Here is an 18,740-nt window from a genome sequence, read left to right as displayed (position 1 = left end):
CGACCCGACGCTGTGTACGAAGGTTAGTCCGGTCACGACGCGGCCATCAGACGGGCCACGTCCAGCATGCGAGCCGAAAAGCCCCATTCATTGTCGTACCAGCCGAAAACGCGCACCTGATTTTCTCCGACCATGCGGGTTTCCGGCCCGGCAATGACCAGCGAATCCGGGCGCGCCCGCAAATCGGAAGAGACCAGCGGCATATCCGTCCAACCCAAAACCGGTGACGCGACAACAGCCTGACGCAAAGCACGATCGAAATCCTCGGCCCGCATACCGCGTTCCAGCGTGACCACGAGGTCGACCGCCGAAACGCTGGCTGTCGGGACGCGAACTGCGGCACCCGAGATGCGCCCGGCCAGATGTGGAAGGACCACGTCGATCAGGTGTGTGGCGCTGGACGTTGTCGGAATCATGGACAGCGCACCGGCCCGCGACCGGGCAAGGTCGCCGCGCGGGGCGTCAACCATGGGTTGGCTGTTGGTATAGCAATGGATGGTTGTCATATGGCCCGACAAAATACCGCCAATGTGGTCCAGCACTTTGACCAGCGGTGCCAGCCCATTCGTTGTGCAGGAGGCGTTCGATACGATCCGGGCGCTGCCCAACTGATCCTCGTTCGCCCCCAGAACGACGGTTAAGTCGGCCGCAGGCGAAGGACCCGAGATCAGGACCTTGCTGGCGCCCGCAGACAATCCGCGACGCGCCACGTCGGATGCGCGCGCGACCCCGGTACAATCCAGCATCACGTCTACGCCGGATAAATCAACGCGTGTCAGATCGGCACTGTGCGTCATAGGAACAGAGCGTCCGTCTACGATCAGCGCGGCATCGCCCTGTGACACATCGCCGGGATAGGGGCCGAAGGTGCTGTCGTATTTGAACAGGTAAGCACAGGTCTCCAGCGGCGCGATGTCATTGATCAGCACCAGCTCGATATCCGACCCTTCGGGCAGGGCCAGAACCTGCCGCAGGATCGTGCGGCCAATGCGGCCGAATCCGTTTATCGCGAGTTTCATGCGCAAGCTATGGCAGGGCGTCGGGTCGATCTCAATGCCTGATCAGCAACAGCTTACTTGCACCTGACCTGAGAAAAGAACTGACCCGATATATTCTGGTACATGCTGTTGAAGATCACCTTGCAGCCCGTCGCTTGTTGAATGGCAGTAATAGCTTGCGTCGTGCGAAGGCGTGGGGGCGGGCCGAACGGGTTCAGGTTGTTGTTGTCGCGTGTGGCGCGATAAATGACCGGTTCGTCTGCGACCTGTGTCACAGCCCAGTTGCGGCTCATGACGAAGACGGATTTGGTCTCTTCCCCCGCAATGGCGGGTGCGGTGTGCAGGATTGCAGAGGTAGAGAGTGTGGCAACGGCTATCAGGGCAAGGCGCAGTTTCATGGACAAATCTCCAATGCTCAAAACAAGAAGTTACCTGGATTTCAGCAAATTCCGACCCTTGTGTGAAGCCCCGGGGCAAAAGATCACTGCGATTCCCAGCCAGCCCAGCGTTTAGCGGCGCGACAGGGACAGGGGCATATGCCGGTTGACGTCCTTGTAAAGCAGATACCTGAACCGGCCCGGCCCCCCTGCGTAACAGGCTTGCGGGCAAAAGGCGCGCAGCCACATGTAATCTCCGGCCTCAACTTCGACCCAGTCCTGATTGAGGCGATAAACCGCTTTCCCTTCCAGAACATAAAGCCCGTGTTCCATCACATGGGTTTCGGCGAAGGGAATGACCCCGCCTGGTTCGAAATTGACGATGTTCACATGCATGTCATGGCGCAGGTCCTGCGGGTCTGCGAACCGCGTGGTGGACCATCGGCCTTCGGTGCCCGGCATTTCGACAGGCGTCACATCGCGTTCGTTGGTGATGATCGGGTCTGGCGCGGACAACCCGGGAACGGACTCATAGGCTTTGCGGACCCAGTGGAACCGGGCTGCCGTCTGGCCAGTGTTCCGCAATGTCCAGTCGCTGCCGGCGGGGATATAGGCGTATCCGCCTGTCTCCAACACATGGTTTTCCGAGTTCAGCGTCAAAGTGACTGTTCCTTCGACGACAAAAAGCACTGCCTGTGCTTGCGCGTCTGTCTCTGGCTGATCGCTGCCGCCGCCGGGCTGCACTTCCATGATGTATTGCGAGAACGTTTCGGCAAATCCGCTGAGCGGGCGTGAAAGAACCCACAGGCGTGTTCCTTCCCAGAACGGCAGATAGCTGGTGACAATGTCGCGCATCGTACCTTTGGGAATGACCGCATACGCGTCTGTGAACATGGCGCGGTCGGTCAGCAACTGGTTCTGGCCGGGGTGGCCGCCGGTCGGGGCGAAGTAGGTCGGATGGGTCATTTGTGTGCCTCGGGATCGTTTGAATGGCACTATGGGGACAAAGGCGCGGCGCTATTAGGTCCTGACGCGCGATAGGTTTGTTCGGGATATTTTGAAGGTCGGCACCCCGGGGCTTGGCCCTGCTGAAACAGAGGTATATCCTTGGTCGTAAATGATTTCAGTTCTGTGAGGCCACAATGAAAGCCCAGTTTTTACCCGTCATTGCCGCGTTTGGCACCCTATTGATGACCGGTTCCGCCGACGCCAAGTCACTCTCCCGAATCATAGCTGAGATGGGGCTGTCCCCGGCAGACTTTGAAGTGGTCAGTGAAACCTCGAATGCCCTTTTGAACAATGGCACGCCTTCTGTAGGGCAGGAACGGTCCTGGCAAAACGACGATACCGGCTCAAAAGGAACGATCCGGGTGCAAAACGTTCAGGGCAACTGCGTCGGCCTTCAGCATGTCATCCAGCCGGAAGGCAGCGACCAAAGCCGCGAGATCAGAACCCGCCGGTGCAATGATGGTAACGGAAACTGGATCCTGACACCCTGATCTCTGACTTGGCTATCAGTACCCGAGGTCCCGGCTGACTTCGTGCAGCAGGGGATCGCCGGATTTGAGCCTGTGGTAGTTCTCGGCCACATCCGACAGTGCATCGCCCAGATACCAGCCCGAGACATGCGGTGTGATCGTCACAGAAGGGTGCCGCCACAAGGGACTGTCTTTTGGCAGCGGTTCCTGTGACGTGACGTCCAACACGGCATGGCCCGGTGAGCCGTTATCCAGCGCCGCGATCAGCGCCGCCTCGTCAATCAGGTTTCCGCGTCCGGCGTTCAGCAACTGACTGCCCGGCTTCATCGCGGCCAGCGTCTGTGCGTCAAACAAACCCGCGGTTTGCGGCGTCGAAGGAAGGATGGCACAGACGTGATCACATTGCCCCAATAGCCGAGGCAGCGCGTCTTGCCCATGCAGGCAGGTGACACCATCGATGGACTTTGGTGAGCGGCTCCAGCCCATGACCTGAAACCCGACGGCATGTAACATGCGGGCAGTGCGGGCCCCTATATGGCCCAGACCCAGAACGCCCACAACCGTATCAGGTGTGAAGATAGGTGCGCGCGGCAACCATTCGGCGCGGCTCTGGGATGCCTCGTGAAAAACCATATGGCGCTGAGCGCGCAGAATATAGGCCAGAAACCATTCGGCAATGCCCTGCGCAGGCGCGTCTGGCTTCAATCGCGCTACACGGATATGCGGAGGCAGGTCCGGATGGCCAACTATGGTCTCAACCCCGGCCCCCAGCTTCTGAACCAGTTTCAGGTTGGGCAACTTCGCCGGGTGATTGCTTTGCATGCTGACCACTGCAAGCATCGTAATGTCGTTGGGGTCGCCCAGCGTTCCGGGTGTGCGGATGTCTGCACCGGGCGCTAAGGCTTGTAGTGAGGTGGCGATTTCCTCATCCCCAATCCAGTCCGACAACCCGGTTTCAATCAACAACGCCATATGCGACCCCACTTGGATGTGATGTGGTGACGTCCCGTCACAGCGGTGGACAGGATCAGGTCTGTTAAGCCATCCTCGTGCCTAAAAGTACAGCCCGGTTTCATAACCCGAAAAGGACAGTTTCGTGAAGATACCACTCACCTCGTGCAAGGGAAACCACGTTACTTCGCAACCGGTTACCGGTATGAGTGAACCGAGGCACACAACGCAGCGAATGACCAGAGGGGACTGATGGCAGGGCTCGACTTCACGGATCAGACCTATTTTCATCAGCGCGAGGATGGGGCGTTTGTAGGACATGATCCTGCACGCGGTCCGTGGTCTGCCGATCATTGCCACGCAGGGCCGGTCAGCGGGTTGATAGTGCGGGCAGCGGAAACTGAGGTTGGCCCCGAAAAGATGCTGACCCGCCTGACAGTTGACCTGTTGCGCCCTCTGCCCTTGGCCGGGTTGCGGGTTGCCGCAGAAACCACGCGCCATACCAAGACGCTGGCGACCACACGGGTTACGGTGCATGATCTGGATGACACACTCTGCGCCACGGCCACCACCATGCATCTGGTGCGGCGCGATCTGGGCGTGGTGGCAAACGTCGAAACCAGCGCGCCACAGTTGGAAGACGCGGTAGAAGGTCCTTTTCCAATCGGCGAGATTCGTCATGATTTGAAGGGGTTTGCCCACTACAGTGACATCCTTTATCCCAAAGACGGCAAACAGGGGGCCGGACCCAAAACGGTCTGGATGCGCACCCCAAAGCTGTTGAGCGGCGAAGATCAGTCGCCCATTCAGGCACTGTGCCCGTTGGCGGATTGCGGCAATGGAATCTCGTGGAATGCTCCGACGTCGGAAATGGGGTTCATGAACACCGATCTGACCGTGAATATCCACCGCGAACCGGTGTCAGATTGGCTGGCGTCCCGTTCGGTTTCACATTGGCAACCTACGGGCATCGGCATGTCTCAGTCCGTGCTTTTCGACACGCAGGGTCCTGTAGGAACCGCTCTGCAAACACTTGTGCTGTTCCCGCCAGTCTGAAGGTCGGCCAGTTTCCGCATGTGTGTGTAAAGGCCGTTGTCGCCGTGTCCCTTCAGACCTATATTGCGCATATGCGCTGGCTGTTCACTGTCATGACCTGTTGCCTGCCGATCCCGGCACTATCCCACCCGCATGTCTTTATCGACACCGGGCTGGAATTCATCGTGGATGAGGCCGGTCACCTGACCCATATCCGGGTGACTTGGGCATATGACGAATTCTACTCTCTGCTTGTTCTGGAAGACATGAATTTGGATCAGGATGCTGACGGCATTTTGACGAAAAGCGAAGAAGAACGTCTGAGCGGGTTCGATATGCAATGGGTCGAGGGGTATAACGGCGACTTCGTGCTCACCAAAGACGGAGCGCTGGTTGCACTGTCCGGTCCAATGGAGCCCAGTGCGACAACGGAAGATGGGCGGGTCGTGACCACCCATATGCGCGCGGTCGAAGGCGACGCGATACCTGCCATAGGGCTTTCCGCCAAGGCATTTGATGAGTCCTTCTATACGGCCTACGAGATTACGCGCCCTGTAACCGTGACGGGCCCGGCTTTATGCCGGGTGGATCGTAACGACCCTGACATAGACGGGCAGCTTGCACAGATGCAGGCGTTTCTGTTGACACTGGACGCGGATTACGACCTGGAGGAAAACGATATTCCCTTGGTTGGTGAGAGCTTTGCGACCGAGATCCTCATTTCATGTCCCGTTTCCTGATTGTTCCGGTCGCTCTGGCCTTTGGTTTGCTGCTTTGGTTCTGGGGCAGTGGTGGGTTTGACAGTCTGGCAGGTTGGGCAGCCGGAGAGCAGCGTGACTTTCAGAACCAGATCGCGCGATCCTTGCGTTCAGCGCGCGCGGAACAGCCTCAGGCGGTGGCCACGCTTCTGACTGTCTGTTTCGCCTATGGGTTCTTTCATGCTGTGGGTCCGGGCCACGGGAAGGTTTTGATCGGCGGCTACGGTTTGGGTCGGCGTGTCGCCTTCTGGCGGTTGTCGGCGATCAGTGTATTGTCCAGCCTTTGTCAGGCGGTGACGGCGGTTGTGCTGGTCTACGCGGGGGTACTGGTCTTTCAGATGTCCCGCGAAAGCCTAGTTGGGACGACCGAACAGGTGATGGCTCCGATCAGCTACGGGGCCATTGCGTTGATTGGGCTTTGGCTGGTTGTACGGGCTGTGCGCAATTTCGCACGACAGCAAAAAAAGCATGTCTCTAACGATCACACCCATCGGCACCATCATGATGAGGGAGCCTGTGCGGAGTGCGGTCATCGTCATGGTCCAACCGCGGACGAGGTCGCAAATGTGGGCACGTTGCGCGAAGCCCTGATCCTGATCGCAGGCATAGCAGCGCGGCCTTGTACCGGTGCCTTGTTTGTACTGATCCTGACGTGGCAAATGGGCATCGCCATGGTAGGGATCGCGGGTGCTTTCGCCATGGCGCTTGGCACGGCGACTGTGACTACGCTGGTCGGGTGGACGTCTTTTGGTCTGCGCGGCGGGCTACTGGCTTCGGCGTCGGCCACGCGCTTTGCGTCGGTTCTGGCACCCTCCATCGAACTGGTGGCGGGACTTGTCATTGCGGTGATTGCAGGCGGGTTGCTTCTGCGCGCGGTTTAGATCAGTCGAACACCGGGTCCGGATATCCGACCCGCGCCAGATACAGCCCGTGCGGCGGACATACCGGCCCGCAGGCAGCGCGGTCGGCGGCTTCTAAAGCCTCACGCACATCTTCCGGGGTCCACGCTCCGGCGCCCACACGTTCCAACGTTCCGACGAAACTGCGTACCTGATTGTGCAGGAACGACCGGGCGCGCACGTGGAAATGAACCTCGGGGCCGGAAAAGCCTGCGACCCGTTCAACGCGCAGTTCATCCAGGGTTTTGACCGGGCTGGCCGCCTGGCAGATCGACGACCTGAACGTGGTGAAATCATGCCGGCCCAGCAGCATGTTTGCCCCTTCCTGCATGGCGTCGACATCCAGAAGGTGGCTAATCTGCCAGACCTGTCCCCGGTCGTGGGTTGCGGGCGCCCGGCGCATCAGGATGCGGAACAGATATTGCCGTTCAACCGCTGAAAACCGCGCGTGCCAATCCTCGGTCACGGGGGCGGCCTTTACGATGGCCACTGGGAGTGGCTTGAGGTGATAGTTCAGCGCCTCAGACAGGCGGAACGGGTCCCATTCCTTTGCCATGTCGCAGTGGGCAACCTGCCCCAGGGCGTGAACACCGGCGTCCGTGCGCCCCGCTGCGGCAATTGTGTGGTCGCCCGGCTGAATACGGGACAGGGCCTGTTCGATGGCGCCTTGTACAGATGGTTGATCCTTTTGCCGCTGCCATCCGGCAAACGGTTCCCCCTGGTATTCAACTTTCAACGCATATCTGGGCATGTGCCGCTGGTACAGCGCAGCGCAGGATCGGGCAAGGGGGCGAAAGCGCTGGTATGTGCCGCGACCGCTACCTATCTTGGGTAAAAGGAAAATTGCGGGGCGGCGGATTGGTGATCTCTTCACTGGCAGACAGTCTTGCACGTGGCGTCGAAAGTATCGGCGACAGCGTGTCCGAGACATTTTTCGAGCCGGTCATCCGTTTGGGTGTCACCGGGCTGGCGCGGTCCGGTAAAACAGTATTCATCACTTCGTTGGTTGCCAATCTGCTGGATCGGGGCCGTATGACCGCGCTGGTTGCGCAGCAGGAGGGGCGAATCAATGCCGCCTTTCTGCAACCCCAACCGGATGACACTGTGCCCCGGTTTGATTATGAATCGCACCTGTCCGCCCTGACGGGACCGACACCGCACTGGCCAGACAGCACGCGCGCGGTATCTGAATTGCGCTTGTCCTTCAAAGCCCGTCCCGCCGGGCTGCTTGCCGGGCTGCAGGGGCCGCGCACGGTCCATCTGGATATTGTCGACTACCCCGGTGAATGGCTGCTGGACCTGGCCTTGCTGGACAAGTCTTACGCAGACTGGTCTCAGGAAACACTGGCACGGATTAAGACCCGCGCCGAGGCTGCCGCGTATCTGGCGCTGGTCCAAGATACAGACCCGTCGGTAGGGCACGACGAACCTGCCGCACAAGCTCTGGCCGCGTCGTTCACCGCCTATCTCAACGCAGCGCGCGATGCCGGGTTTTATGACTGTACTCCCGGTCGGTTCCTGTTGCCGGGTGATCTGGCGGGATCTCCGGTTCTGACCTTTGCACCGTTGGCAATCACTGGCCCGTCGCGGCGCAGGACCCTTCAGCGCGAGATGGAACGGCGGTTCGACGCTTATAAATCTCAGGTCGTGAAACCGTTTTTTCGGGATCACTTCTCGCGGATTGACCGGCAGGTGGTTCTGGTTGACGCGCTGGGCGCAATTCACAAAGGTCCTCAGGCCGTTGAAGATATGCGCCGCGCGATGGCCGATATCCTGTCGGCTTTTCGTCCGGGACGGAACGCATGGCTGAGCCAGCTTTTGTTGGGCAAAAAGGTCGAGCGCATCCTGTTTGCAGCGACAAAAGCGGACCACCTGCACCACACTCAGCATCCCCGCCTGACCGCGATTATCGAAGCTTTGACGCGCGAGGCACGCGATCGTGCGAATTTCGCCGGGGCCCGGACTGCGGCCCTGTCTCTGGCCTCGCTGCGTGCAACGACCGAAGAGATACGCAGCCATGACGGAACCGATCTGCCATGCGTGCGTGGCACTTTGTTGGACAGCGGCAAACAGGCTGCTTTTTATCCCGGAGAATTGCCCGAGGATCCGGCGCATCTGTTGGGTCCGGCGCGAAATGGGGCGGAGAGCTGGTTGAACGAAGATTATGGGTTCATGGCCTTTGCGCCTGCAAAACTAACCCTGAAACCTGGTGACGGCCCCCCGCATATTCGACTGGATCGTGCAGCGCAGTTTCTGATCGGAGAAAGATTATGATCGCGACACTGCGCCCCGCACGCACCACAGATGCCGGTACAATCGGTACGATCCTGCACGATTTCGCTTTGGAAAACGACTGGATGCCCAAATTGCACAGCTGTGCTGAAACCATCGCCTTTTGCGGCCGGATGATTGATCAGGGCTGGGTCACTGTGGCCGAGGCAGAGACGGGCGTGGTCGGGTTTCTGGCGCTGAATGGTGGTGAAATCCATTCACTTTATCTGGATGCACAAGCTCGGGGGCAGGGGATTGGTCAGCAATTGCTGGGTCACGCGAAAGCAAGCCAGCGGCGGCTGGGCTTGTACTCGTTTCAGGATAATTCCCGCGCCTGTCGGTTCTATGAGCGAAACGGCTTTGCCGAGGTGGCGCGCAGCGATGGGGCAGAAAACGATGAAAACCTGCCGGACATAAGGTTTGTCTGGCACAGCAGGGATACGACAAATGGCTAAAGGTCCGGTTTTGATCGATCTTGACGATGATGAACCCGCTGCTGATGTCGCGCAGGCAAAACCGGTGCCGGATATTGTGCCGCCTCAGGGGCAGGCGATGCAAAGCGCGGCCCGACTGGCGGCCCGCAAACCCTCGGCCCTTGCGCGCTGGTTCTGGGGGCTTGCGCTTTCCGTAGTCGGGGCGGCCATATCGGTGGCCGCCTGGGATTTTGCAACCTCTCTGGTGGCGCGGACGCCCGTTTTGGGTTGGATCGTTGCCGGATTGTTGGCTGCATTGGTTCTGGTGGTGGTGATCATCGCGCTGCGCGAGCTCGCGGCTTTGGGGCGGTTGTCCCGTGTTGATGGGATGCGCCGTGCAGCGGATATTGCATTGGCTGATGAAGACCTGGCTCAGGCACGTGCTGTCACACATCGCATCATTGCATTCTACAAAGGGCGCGAGGATACCCGCTGGGGTCGCGAGCGGTTGTCCGAGCGTATGGGGGAACAGTTCGATGCCGAGGCGCTTTTAAACCTTGCCGAGGATGAATTGTTGGCCCCGCTCGACGCCGCTGCCAGCCGTGAGGTTGAGGCCGCAGCACGGCAGGTTGCCACCGTGACCGCTCTGGTCCCGCTGGCACTGGCGGATGTTGTAACGGCACTAGCCGCGTCCCTGCGGATGATCCGCCGCGTCGCGGAAATCTACGGGGGGCGGGCTGGCACACTGGGAAGCTGGCGTCTGACCCGTGCCGTCTTTGTGCATCTGGTCGCAACTGGGGCGGTGGCCGTTGGTGACGATCTGCTGGAACCTGTTCTGGGCGGATCCGTTCTCAGCAAATTGTCCCGACGGTTCGGAGAAGGTCTGGTCAACGGTGCGCTCAGCGCCCGAGTGGGCGTGGCCGCGATGGAGGTCTGCCGCCCCTTACCATTCTCAAAACGCCACAAACCTTCCACGCGAGGCATCATTAAACGCGCCTTGCAGGGTCTGTTCTCCAAGGGTTGATCCAGAGCAAAGCGTCAGACCACACCCTTCTGCACTCTGCCAGTGAACAATAGGAGCAAACCATGACGGATCACGGTCACAGTCCGCAGGAAATTGCCGACCGGATCAACGCTCCGCCCGGGCGCGGTGTGTTACGCGACGTTGTGTATGGCGGCATTGATGGTTCCGTCACCACATTTGCCATTGTCGCCGGTGTCGCGGGGGCGGGCCTTTCCCCGTTTGTTATCGTGGCACTTGGTTTGGCAAACGTTCTGGCGGACGGGTTTTCAATGGCTGCCGGGAATTACTCGGGCACCAAGGCCGAACTGGACAACATACGGCGCATTCGGGCGATCGAGGAACGCCACATCGCACTCTACCCCGACGGCGAGCGCGAGGAGGTCCGTGAAATTCTGTCGCAAAAAGGGTTGTCAGGGGAAATTCTGAACGAAGCCACCGCCGCGATCACGTCGAGCCACGAACATTGGGTCAACCTGATGATCGAGGGTGAATATGGGCTGGGCAGTGTCGACCCACATCCGATGAAAGCCGCGTTGGCAACGTTCTTCGCGTTCCTTGTGGCCGGGATGATCCCGCTGTTGCCGTTTTTGGCGTCGGTGGAGAATGCTTTCGAGATGTCGGTCTGGATGACGATGGGGGTCTTCTTTGCGATTGGTGCGTTCAAAAGCCGGTGGTCGTTGGCGCCCTGGTGGCGGTCAGGTATCGAAACGCTGTTGATCGGTGGTCTGGCGGCACTGATCGCGTATCTCGTCGGGTCTCTGTTCCATCCATAAATGTCGCAGCACGGTAGTCGCGACTGGTCAAAACTTCCCGGATAGGTAGAGTGGCGCAAAACAGGTGCAAAGGACGATGGCAGATCACGAGCTTTCTGGAAAGAACGTATTGGTTCTGGGTGCTTATGGGTTCATCGGCACCGCCGTCACGCGGGCATTGTCGGCCGCAGGTGCCACGGTTCAGGGCATGGGGCGCAATCTTGCTCAAGGGGCAAAGGTCCTGCCGGGGGTTTTGCTGAAACAGGGCGATATGCGCGATCTGTTGCACAAGGACGATTGGCAGGACCTGCTGGCCGACGTCGATGTCGTGGTGAATTGCGCAGGGGCTTTGCAGGATAACGCGCAGGACAACCTTGAAGCGGTGCACCATATGGCGGTCGCAGCCCTTGCAGGGGCCTGCGCGGAAGGTGGCATAAGCATTGTTCAGATTTCGGCCATCGGAGCAGAGCCGGACGCCAGCACGCATTTCCTGTGCAGCAAGGCACGCGGAGATGCCGCTTTGCGCGCATCGGGCGTAACACTTTGGATTCTAAAGCCAGGGCTTGTTATCGGGCAAACGGATTATGGGGGAACGGCGTTGCTTCGAATGCTGGCGTCTGTTCCTTTTATTCAACCGCTGGCTTACCCCGATACACCCGTTCAATGCATCGGGATGCCCGATCTGTGTGACGTCGTGATTGCTGCCGTTGCCGGTCGTCTGCCGCAGGGTAATTACGATCTGGTCGAGGATACCCCGCATAGTTTGTCGGACGTGGTGCGCTGCACGCGGCAGTGGCTGGGGTTTCCCGCTGCGCGCTTCCATCTGGTCCTGCCGCCTGTCCTGACAAAAGCCGTTGCGGCCATGGCGGATTGTCTGGCCCTGTTGGGTTGGCGGTCTCCGCTGCGCAGCACGGCGATGACGGTCATGGCGGATGGCGTGGTTGGCGACCCCGGCCCCTATCGTGCAGCGGCCGGGCGCGGGATTGCCGCCTTGCCTGATGTCTACGCCAAGCTGCCTTGCGCGCGCGAGCATCGGTTGACCGCTCGGATGACGCTGTTGATGCCGCTGATCGTTGCAACACTCAGCCTGTTCTGGTTGCTGTCGGGCCTGTTTGGGCTGGCGGGTTTGTCTACGGCTTCTGGTATGCTGGTCGAAGCAGGGTGGTCATCCGCCATGGCGGTGACCAGCGTTGTGTTCTGGTCCCTGATCGACATAGCGCTGGGTCTGGCCATCCTGTGGCGCCCATGGGCGGCGCGGGCCTGTGTGGCGCAGTTGACAGTAGCCATATTCTACCTGATTGCCGCTTCGGTCACGATGCCGGAATTGTGGTTGGATCCGCTGGGGCCGCTGGTGAAAATCCTGCCCGCGATGATCCTGTCGCTTGTGGCGTTGCCCTTGTTTGAGAGCCGATGATGGACCCTGAACTGATCTTGCGATGGCTGCATGTCATCGGTGCATGTGTGCTGCTGGGAACAGGGGCAGGGATCGCCTTTTTCATGCTGATGGCGCACCGGACAAACGACCCGCGCGTCATCGCCCATACGGCGGGTATCGTGGTGCTTGCCGACCTTCTGTTCACCACGACTGCTGTCATCCTGCAACCAGTGACCGGAGCGCTGCTTGCCTGGCAGATCGGGTGGCATTGGGGCGAAGGATGGATTGTGTTGTCTCTGGTGCTTTATGTTTTGACAGGCCTGTTCTGGTTGCCGGTGGTTTGGGTCCAAATCCGGTTGCGGGACCACGCGCGAACGGCGGCAGAGCAGGGAACGCAACTGCCACCGGAGTATTACCGCTTGTTTCGGTTCTGGTTCGCCTGCGGGGTTCCGGCGTTTCTGGCGGTTTTGACCATCCTTTGGCTGATGATCGCTCGCCCGGCGATTTCTGTGCTTTAGACTTTCTCACGGCTTTCCTGACTGTTGCTGACCGACAGCACAAGATAGCTTGGCCGAAATTACGGATCGGAGAGACTCGGTTGGAAACGCTGCTTGTTCTTATTGGCCTGGTTGTTCTGGCCATCCCGGTGACATTGATTGCACTTCTGGTCGGACATTCCCGATTGCGTCGCCGGGTCGAACAACTGGAAGCGCAGATCAATGCGTTGGTGTCGGGTGATGCACCGGCGTCGCTGCAACCGGAACAGGATGCACCTGCACCGCAACCTGTGGCAGAGGAACAGGTTCACAGCCCGGGGCCGTGGGCCGCGCCAAAGCGACAGGAAGACGAAAGCGCCGAAGATGTAGACACCGACGCCGCTACTCCTGCAATTGTATTTCGCCATGACAGGTTTGCTGCGCTGGGCGCGTGGCTGCGTGAGAACTGGTTTTACGCGGTCTCGGCCCTGTCGCTGGCATTGGCCGGAATTTTCCTCGTGCAATATGGCGTTGAGAATGGATTGTTACCTCCGACGGCCCGCGTTTTCGCCGCGCTTGGTTTCGGCTCGGCTTTGATTGTCGGGGGCGAGGTTCTGCGCCGCAGGTTCGGGGATGACGAAGCGGTGGCCACTGCCTATTTGCCATCGGTCTTTTCGGGGGCCGGCCTCGTCACCTTGTTTGGGGCAATCCTGTCTGCGCGGCAGCTCTATGGCTTGATCGGGGCCGAGACGGCATTGGCAGGGATGGTCGTTGTCGCGCTTGTTGGTCTTGTTCTGGGGTGGTTCCACGGCCCGCTGTTGGCTGCGGTTGGACTGATTGGAGCTTTTGCTGCACCCTTTCTGGTTGGAGGCGCATCTGACGATCCCTCGTGGCTCTATGCCTATTTTCTTTTGGTTGCTGTTTTGGGGCTGGGTATCGACACGGTGCGGCGTTGGGCGTGGATTTCGGTTCTGACGTTGGTCGGGGTTTATGCGGCAAACCTGCTTTTGGTCAGTGGCGCTCCGTATACGGAACCGGGATATCTGGTCGCGACAACAGTGCTGGCACTGCTGGCAACGGCCATTCCGGTGCGGCGCGTTTGGCCCGATCATGCAGGGTGCATGATGTCTCAGGTGATCCGCACCCCCGGAACCCGCCCGTGGCCCAAGTTTCCAACTCGGCTCGCCGCCGGAGCGATTGCGGCCAGCACAGCAATCCTGTCCTGGCATTGGGCAGACTCAGCGGCTGAATTCTGGTTGGGTGTCTGCCTGCTGTCCGTCCTGCTTCTGGCGCTGCTTTTGTGCGCCAAGGATGCGCCTGCGTTACAGGATCTGACCGTCCTGCCTGCGGCGGGCCTTGTGTTTTTTGTGGCCTCTCACGGGCTGGAATACGGAGTAGTTCTTCGCAGTTTCACCGACACCTATGCCGAGACGCCCGAGGCCGACTTTCCGATGGCAGCCACCGCGCTGGTTGCTTTGGGCGCGCTCATGTCGATTTTGATGGCATGGCGGTCATTCAGGGCAAACCAGTATCGTGCAATCTGGGCCGGGGGCGCTGTAATTCTTGCACCGGCGCTGGCCATCGCTTTGGAATTGGGCTGGCGTCCTGCCACGGTTATCGGTGCGTACGCCTGGGCCCTGCACGCGATTGTCCTGGCAATTCTGATGGTGGTTCTGGCCGGGCGTTTTGGTCGCGCCGATGGCGACGACCGGATGCGGGCTGCTCTGGCCACGTTGTCCGCGTTGTCTTGTCTGGTCTTTGCTTGCGTCATCGTGCTCAGCTCGGCCGCGCTGACGATTGCGCTGGTGGCCAGCATCGTCGCAGCAGCAGCCTTGGATCGCAGGTTCACCTTGCCGCAGATGAGTTGGTTTATCTGGGCCGGTGTCTTTACGGTCACGGTGCGCTTGGTGCTTGACCCGGGTCTGGACTGGGCCAATGCGGCCCCGGTGCCCGAAATGGCGATGGTCTATGGTGCGGCCACGTTGGGTTTCGTGGCTGGCTGGTGGCTGTTGTGTCCCTTGCAGCGGCCGGTTGCAGCACTGTTGCTGGAAAGCGCGGCATGGGCGACGGGCGGCATCCTGCTGTCCCTGTTGCTACTGCGGTGGCTTGAAGGTTTCGGAGAAGGCGGGGCCGACAACAGCCATTGGGGTCTTGGCCTGCTGGCGGTCATCTGGCTGCTGCTGGCCTTCGCTCAGGTTCAGAGGTTTGGGCTGGGTGGCAAACTGAATTATGCACGGTACGTGTTGGCGGCGTTCTTTGCCGGTCATGGCGTGTTCCGACTGACCCTGGCTTTGACCGACCAAAACCCGCTTCTGAACCCCAACGCCGACCCGGTGCTTGGCCCACCGGTTCTGAACACTCTTGTCCTTGCCTATCTGGTGCCTGCACTGACCATCGGATTCTCGGCATGGCGGATCAGGGACATGCCAAAGCAGATCAGGCTGGCAAGCTATGCCATTGCGGGTGCGTTGGTTGCCGTGTGGTTCGGGTTGACCATCCGCCATGTCTGGCAGGGAGCAGCAGGCATGTTTGAAGGCAACGGCGTCACGCAGCCCGAGCTTTATACATATACCCTTGTTCTGCTGCTGGTCGGGGCGGCGCTGTTCTACCAATCTCTGGCACGTGGTTCGGATGCGATGCGCAAGGCGGGGTTGGTGGTGATCGGGCTGGCGGTGGCCAAGGTCTTTCTGATCGATATTGCCGGTCTGGGCGGGCTGATCCGCGTGTTCTCACTGCTGGCGCTGGGGCTTGGGTTGGCCGGTCTGGCATGGTTGAATCGCTGGGCCAAGCTGCGCCATTCGCCGCATGGGCCGGAACCTCTGGACCATTGAAGGCAGGCGTCTTATAAGCGCGGCCATGTATGACCGGACGGCCATCATTATTCGAATTATATCCCCGGCGCTCTGACCCTCTGAGACGCCGGGCAAAGGTGTTTGAGAATTCGCACCGACCGCTTCGATCCTAGTACGACCAGATCATCCAAAGGACGCTCAAAATGTGCGCCGACACGACCCAAACGCCTGACTATAAAGACACGCTGAACCTGCCCAAAACCGATTTTCCCATGCGCGCGGGCCTGCCTGCACGCGAACCCGCATGGCTGGAGCGGTGGGAGACCATCGGTGTCTATGACCGCCTGCGCGAGAAAACGGGGCGCAAACCCTTTACTCTGCACGACGGCCCCCCCTATGCGAACGGCCACCTGCATATCGGCCACGCACTGAACAAGACGATCAAGGACATGATCGTGCGCTCTCATCAGATGATGGGCTTTGACGCGCGTTACGTGCCCGGTTGGGACTGCCACGGCCTGCCGATCGAATGGAAGATCGAAGAACAGTACCGCAAGAAGGGCAAGAACAAGGACGAGGTGAACATCGTCGACTTCCGTCAGGAATGCCGCAAGTTCGCCGAAGGCTGGATCGACATCCAGCGGGAAGAGTTCAAGCGCCTGGGCATCACCGGCAACTGGCCTGATCCCTACATCACCATGGACTTTCATGCCGAGGCCGTGATCGCCGACGAGTTCATGAAATTCTTGATGAACGGCACGCTGTATCAGGGCTCGAAACCCGTGATGTGGTCGCCCATCGAAAAAACCGCGCTGGCCGAGGCCGAGGTCGAGTATCACGACAAGGAAAGCTTTACCATCTGGGTGAAGTTCAAGGTCATGAACGCGGGTGATCTGGATGATGCGTTCGTCGTAATCTGGACCACCACTCCCTGGACCATGCCGTCGAACAAGGCGGTCGTGTATGGCAACGACATCTCCTACGGCCTGTACGAAGTCACCGGCGCGCCTGAGGAATGCTGGGCTAATGTGGGTGACAGATTCCTGCTGGCTGACAATATGGCCGCAGATGTGTTGGGTCGTGCCCGTCTGAACGACGATCAGTGGACCCGTGTACGCGGTGTCGCCACCGATGAACTTGAAGGTGTTCAACTGACCCACCCGCTGGCCGGGGCCGAGGGCGGCAATGGCGAATGGGACGACCTCCGCGACTTCCGCGCGGCTGACTTCGTGACCGATACCGAAGGCACCGGTTTCGTCCACTGTGCGCCGTCACATGGTATGGAGGAATTCGAACTCTACCGCGATTTAGGCATGTTGGAGCAGGTCATCACCTATAACGTGATGGATGATGGTTCGTTCCGCACCGATCTGCCGTTCTTTGGTGGCAAATACATCCTGTCCCGCAAGGGTGGTGAGGGTGACGCGAACAAAGCTGTCATCGACAAGCTGGCCGAGGTTGGCGGGCTGCTGGCGCGCGGCAAGATCAAGCACAGCTATCCGCATTCGTGGCGCTCCAAGGCTCCGATCATCTACCGCAACACGCCGCAGTGGTTTGCATCCGTTGACCGCAACCTGGATGACGGCATGGGTGAGATGGGCGACAGCATCCGCGAACGTGCCCTGCGCTCGATCGACGAACTGGTCAAATGGACGCCGCAGACGGGGCGCAACCGCCTCTATTCGATGATCGAAGCGCGCCCGGACTGGGTTCTCTCGCGCCAGCGTGCCTGGGGCGTGCCGCTGACCTGTTTCACCAAGAAAGGTGCCTTGCCCACCGACGCGGATTACCTTCTGCGCAACGCAGACCTGAACGCGCGCATCAAGGCGGCGTTTGAGAAAGACGGCGCCGATATCTGGTACACCGACGGGTTCAAAGAGAAAATTCTCGACGGCATCGCCAACCCCGATGACTACGATCAGGTGTTTGACGTGCTGGATGTGTGGTTCGATTCTGGTTCGACCCACGCCTTTGTTTTGCGCGACCGCGAAGATGGGACCGAGGACGGTATCGCCGACGTCTACATGGAAGGCACCGACCAGCACCGTGGTTGGTTCCATTCTTCCATGTTGCAGGCCTGCGGCACCAAAGGCCGCGCGCCTTATCGCAACGTCGTGACACATGGTTTCACGCTGGATGCCAAGGGCAACAAGATGTCCAAATCGCTGGGCAACACCATCGTACCGGAAGAGGTCGTCAAGCAGTACGGCGCCGATATCCTGCGTCTGTGGGTGGCACAGACCGACTATACCGCCGATCAGCGGATCGGGCCGGAGATCCTGAAAGGCACTGCCGACAGTTATCGCCGTCTGCGCAACACTATGCGGTTCATGCTGGGCTCGCTGGCGGATTTCACCGAGGCCGATCGCGTCGCGCCCGAAGATATGCCGCGTCTGGAACGCTGGGTGCTCAGCCGGCTGGCGGAATTGGATGAGCAGGTGCGCAAGGGTTATGCGTCTTTCGATTTCCAGGGCGTATTCAGTGCGGTCTTTACCTTTGCCACGGTTGATCTGTCGTCCTTCTATTTCGACGTTCGCAAGGATGCTCTTTATTGTGACGGCGACACGCCGCGCCGTCGTGCTGCGCGGACGGTGTTGGATATCCTGTTCCATCGCCTGACCACGTGGCTGGCACCGGTTCTGGTTTTCACCATGGAAGAGGTCTGGCTGGGGCGCTTTCCGGGCGACGATAGCTCGGTCCACTTGGTCGACTTCCCGGAAACGCCTGCGGATTGGCGCGATGCCGAGCTTGAGGCCAACATGGCAAAGGTGCGCCGAGTGCGCCGGGCCGTGACTGCCGCGCTGGAAATCCAGCGCCAGGACAAGGTGATCGGCTCAAGCCTCGAAGCGGCCCCGATCGTGCATGTCGATGATGGCGATACCCGCGATCTGCTGGCCACGTTCGACGTGGACGACATGTGCATCACCTCGGGCCTGACCGTGACCGGCGACCCGGCCCCTGCCGAGGCGTTCCGTGTGCCCGAAATCGAAGGCGTGGCCGTCGTGTTCGAAAAAGCAGAAGGCGAGAAATGTCAGCGCTGTTGGAAAATCCTTCCTGACGTGGGCCGCCACGCCCATGTCGGAGTTTGCCGACGCTGCGATGAGGCGCTAAGCTGATTGAAACCGCCCTCTCGATCCTTCG

The 18,740-nt window shown here is 59.9% G+C and carries 17 protein-coding genes; 12 read left to right on the top strand and 5 right to left on the bottom strand.

Annotated features, from left to right (window positions below; all coding sequences use genetic code 11):
- Window positions 1–32: 32 nt before the first annotated feature.
- The 3 genes from ACR3E2_RS08965 to ACR3E2_RS08955 all read right to left on the bottom strand — a co-directional run bounded on the left by ACR3E2_RS08965 (window position 33) and on the right by ACR3E2_RS08955 (window position 2,341).
- Entirely contained in the window at window positions 33–1,019 is a 987-nt protein-coding gene (locus tag ACR3E2_RS08965; RefSeq protein WP_480483997.1) for a type I glyceraldehyde-3-phosphate dehydrogenase, read from the bottom strand.
- 53 nt (window positions 1,020–1,072) lie between these two features.
- Window positions 1,073–1,396, bottom strand: a complete 324-nt coding sequence (locus tag ACR3E2_RS08960) for a hypothetical protein (RefSeq protein ID WP_480483996.1) — start codon at window positions 1,394–1,396, stop codon at window positions 1,073–1,075.
- Window positions 1,397–1,507: 111 nt separating this feature from the next.
- Complete coding sequence (locus ACR3E2_RS08955; protein ID WP_267366556.1) at window positions 1,508–2,341, bottom strand: bifunctional allantoicase/(S)-ureidoglycine aminohydrolase; 834 nt, start codon at window positions 2,339–2,341, stop codon at window positions 1,508–1,510.
- 176 nt (window positions 2,342–2,517) lie between these two features.
- On the opposite strand from ACR3E2_RS08955, the gene ACR3E2_RS08950 reads away from it, so the two are divergent.
- Complete coding sequence (locus ACR3E2_RS08950; protein WP_480483995.1) at window positions 2,518–2,874, top strand: hypothetical protein; 357 nt, start codon at window positions 2,518–2,520, stop codon at window positions 2,872–2,874.
- Window positions 2,875–2,889: 15 nt separating this feature from the next.
- On the opposite strand, the gene ACR3E2_RS08945 is transcribed toward ACR3E2_RS08950, so the two are convergent.
- Window positions 2,890–3,825, bottom strand: a complete 936-nt coding sequence (locus ACR3E2_RS08945; protein WP_480483994.1) for a 2-hydroxyacid dehydrogenase — start codon at window positions 3,823–3,825, stop codon at window positions 2,890–2,892.
- A 231-nt stretch (window positions 3,826–4,056) separates the two neighbouring features.
- Between ACR3E2_RS08945 and ACR3E2_RS08940 the strand changes: the two genes are divergently transcribed.
- From ACR3E2_RS08940 to ACR3E2_RS08930, 3 genes are read left to right on the top strand one after another with little or no spacing between them, the layout of a single operon-like run.
- Entirely contained in the window at window positions 4,057–4,860 is an 804-nt protein-coding gene (locus ACR3E2_RS08940) for a thioesterase family protein (protein ID WP_480483993.1), read from the top strand.
- A gap of 44 nt (window positions 4,861–4,904) precedes the next feature.
- Entirely contained in the window at window positions 4,905–5,579 is a 675-nt protein-coding gene (locus tag ACR3E2_RS08935; protein ID WP_480483992.1) for a DUF1007 family protein, read from the top strand.
- A complete protein-coding gene (locus ACR3E2_RS08930; RefSeq protein WP_480483991.1) occupies window positions 5,564–6,478 on the top strand; it encodes a nickel/cobalt transporter in 915 nt (304 codons plus the stop codon). The genes ACR3E2_RS08935 and ACR3E2_RS08930 overlap by 16 nt, the downstream gene beginning before the upstream one ends.
- Window position 6,479: 1 nt before the next feature.
- Here the strand turns inward: ACR3E2_RS08930 and truA are convergent, their stop codons facing one another.
- Window positions 6,480–7,247 (bottom strand): tRNA pseudouridine(38-40) synthase TruA, encoded by a 768-nt coding sequence (truA, locus tag ACR3E2_RS08925; RefSeq protein ID WP_480483990.1) that lies wholly within the window; start codon window positions 7,245–7,247, stop codon window positions 6,480–6,482.
- 107 nt (window positions 7,248–7,354) lie between these two features.
- Here truA and ACR3E2_RS08920 point away from each other — a divergent pair, with 107 nt between their 5' ends.
- The 8 genes from ACR3E2_RS08920 (at window position 7,355) to ileS (ending at window position 18,715) form a co-directional block, all read left to right on the top strand.
- On the top strand, window positions 7,355–8,770 hold the full coding sequence (locus ACR3E2_RS08920; RefSeq protein ID WP_480483989.1) for a YcjX family GTP-binding protein: 1,416 nt from the start codon (window positions 7,355–7,357) through the stop codon (window positions 8,768–8,770).
- The gene (locus ACR3E2_RS08915; protein ID WP_480483988.1) at window positions 8,767–9,222 is read left to right on the top strand and encodes an N-acetyltransferase family protein; all 456 of its coding nucleotides are present in this window, start codon (window positions 8,767–8,769) and stop codon (window positions 9,220–9,222) included. Before ACR3E2_RS08920 ends, ACR3E2_RS08915 begins: the two co-directional genes overlap by 4 nt.
- A complete protein-coding gene (locus tag ACR3E2_RS08910) occupies window positions 9,215–10,204 on the top strand; it encodes a YcjF family protein (RefSeq protein ID WP_480483987.1) in 990 nt (329 codons plus the stop codon). Before ACR3E2_RS08915 ends, ACR3E2_RS08910 begins: the two co-directional genes overlap by 8 nt.
- A gap of 62 nt (window positions 10,205–10,266) precedes the next feature.
- Window positions 10,267–10,977 (top strand): VIT1/CCC1 transporter family protein, encoded by a 711-nt coding sequence (locus ACR3E2_RS08905; RefSeq protein WP_267367744.1) that lies wholly within the window; start codon window positions 10,267–10,269, stop codon window positions 10,975–10,977.
- Window positions 10,978–11,053: 76 nt separating this feature from the next.
- Window positions 11,054–12,370 carry an SDR family oxidoreductase gene (locus ACR3E2_RS08900; protein WP_480483986.1) on the top strand — a complete coding sequence of 439 codons (1,317 nt, stop codon included), beginning with the start codon at window positions 11,054–11,056 and terminating at the stop codon, window positions 12,368–12,370.
- Window positions 12,370–12,849, top strand: coding sequence for a DUF2269 family protein (locus ACR3E2_RS08895; protein ID WP_480484073.1), 480 nt, complete (start codon window positions 12,370–12,372; stop codon window positions 12,847–12,849). Before ACR3E2_RS08900 ends, ACR3E2_RS08895 begins: the two co-directional genes overlap by 1 nt.
- A gap of 80 nt (window positions 12,850–12,929) precedes the next feature.
- Window positions 12,930–15,638, top strand: coding sequence for a DUF2339 domain-containing protein (locus tag ACR3E2_RS08890; RefSeq protein ID WP_480483985.1), 2,709 nt, complete (start codon window positions 12,930–12,932; stop codon window positions 15,636–15,638).
- Window positions 15,639–15,802: 164 nt separating this feature from the next.
- Window positions 15,803–18,715 carry an isoleucine--tRNA ligase gene (gene ileS / locus ACR3E2_RS08885; RefSeq protein ID WP_480483984.1) on the top strand — a complete coding sequence of 971 codons (2,913 nt, stop codon included), beginning with the start codon at window positions 15,803–15,805 and terminating at the stop codon, window positions 18,713–18,715.
- Window positions 18,716–18,740: the final 25 nt, after the last annotated feature.

The sequence above is a fragment of the Ruegeria sp. AL7 genome, from assembly GCF_056536105.1.
The sequence above is the reverse complement of the archived record's forward strand: the minus strand, read 5'-3'. Positions and strand labels throughout refer to the sequence as shown.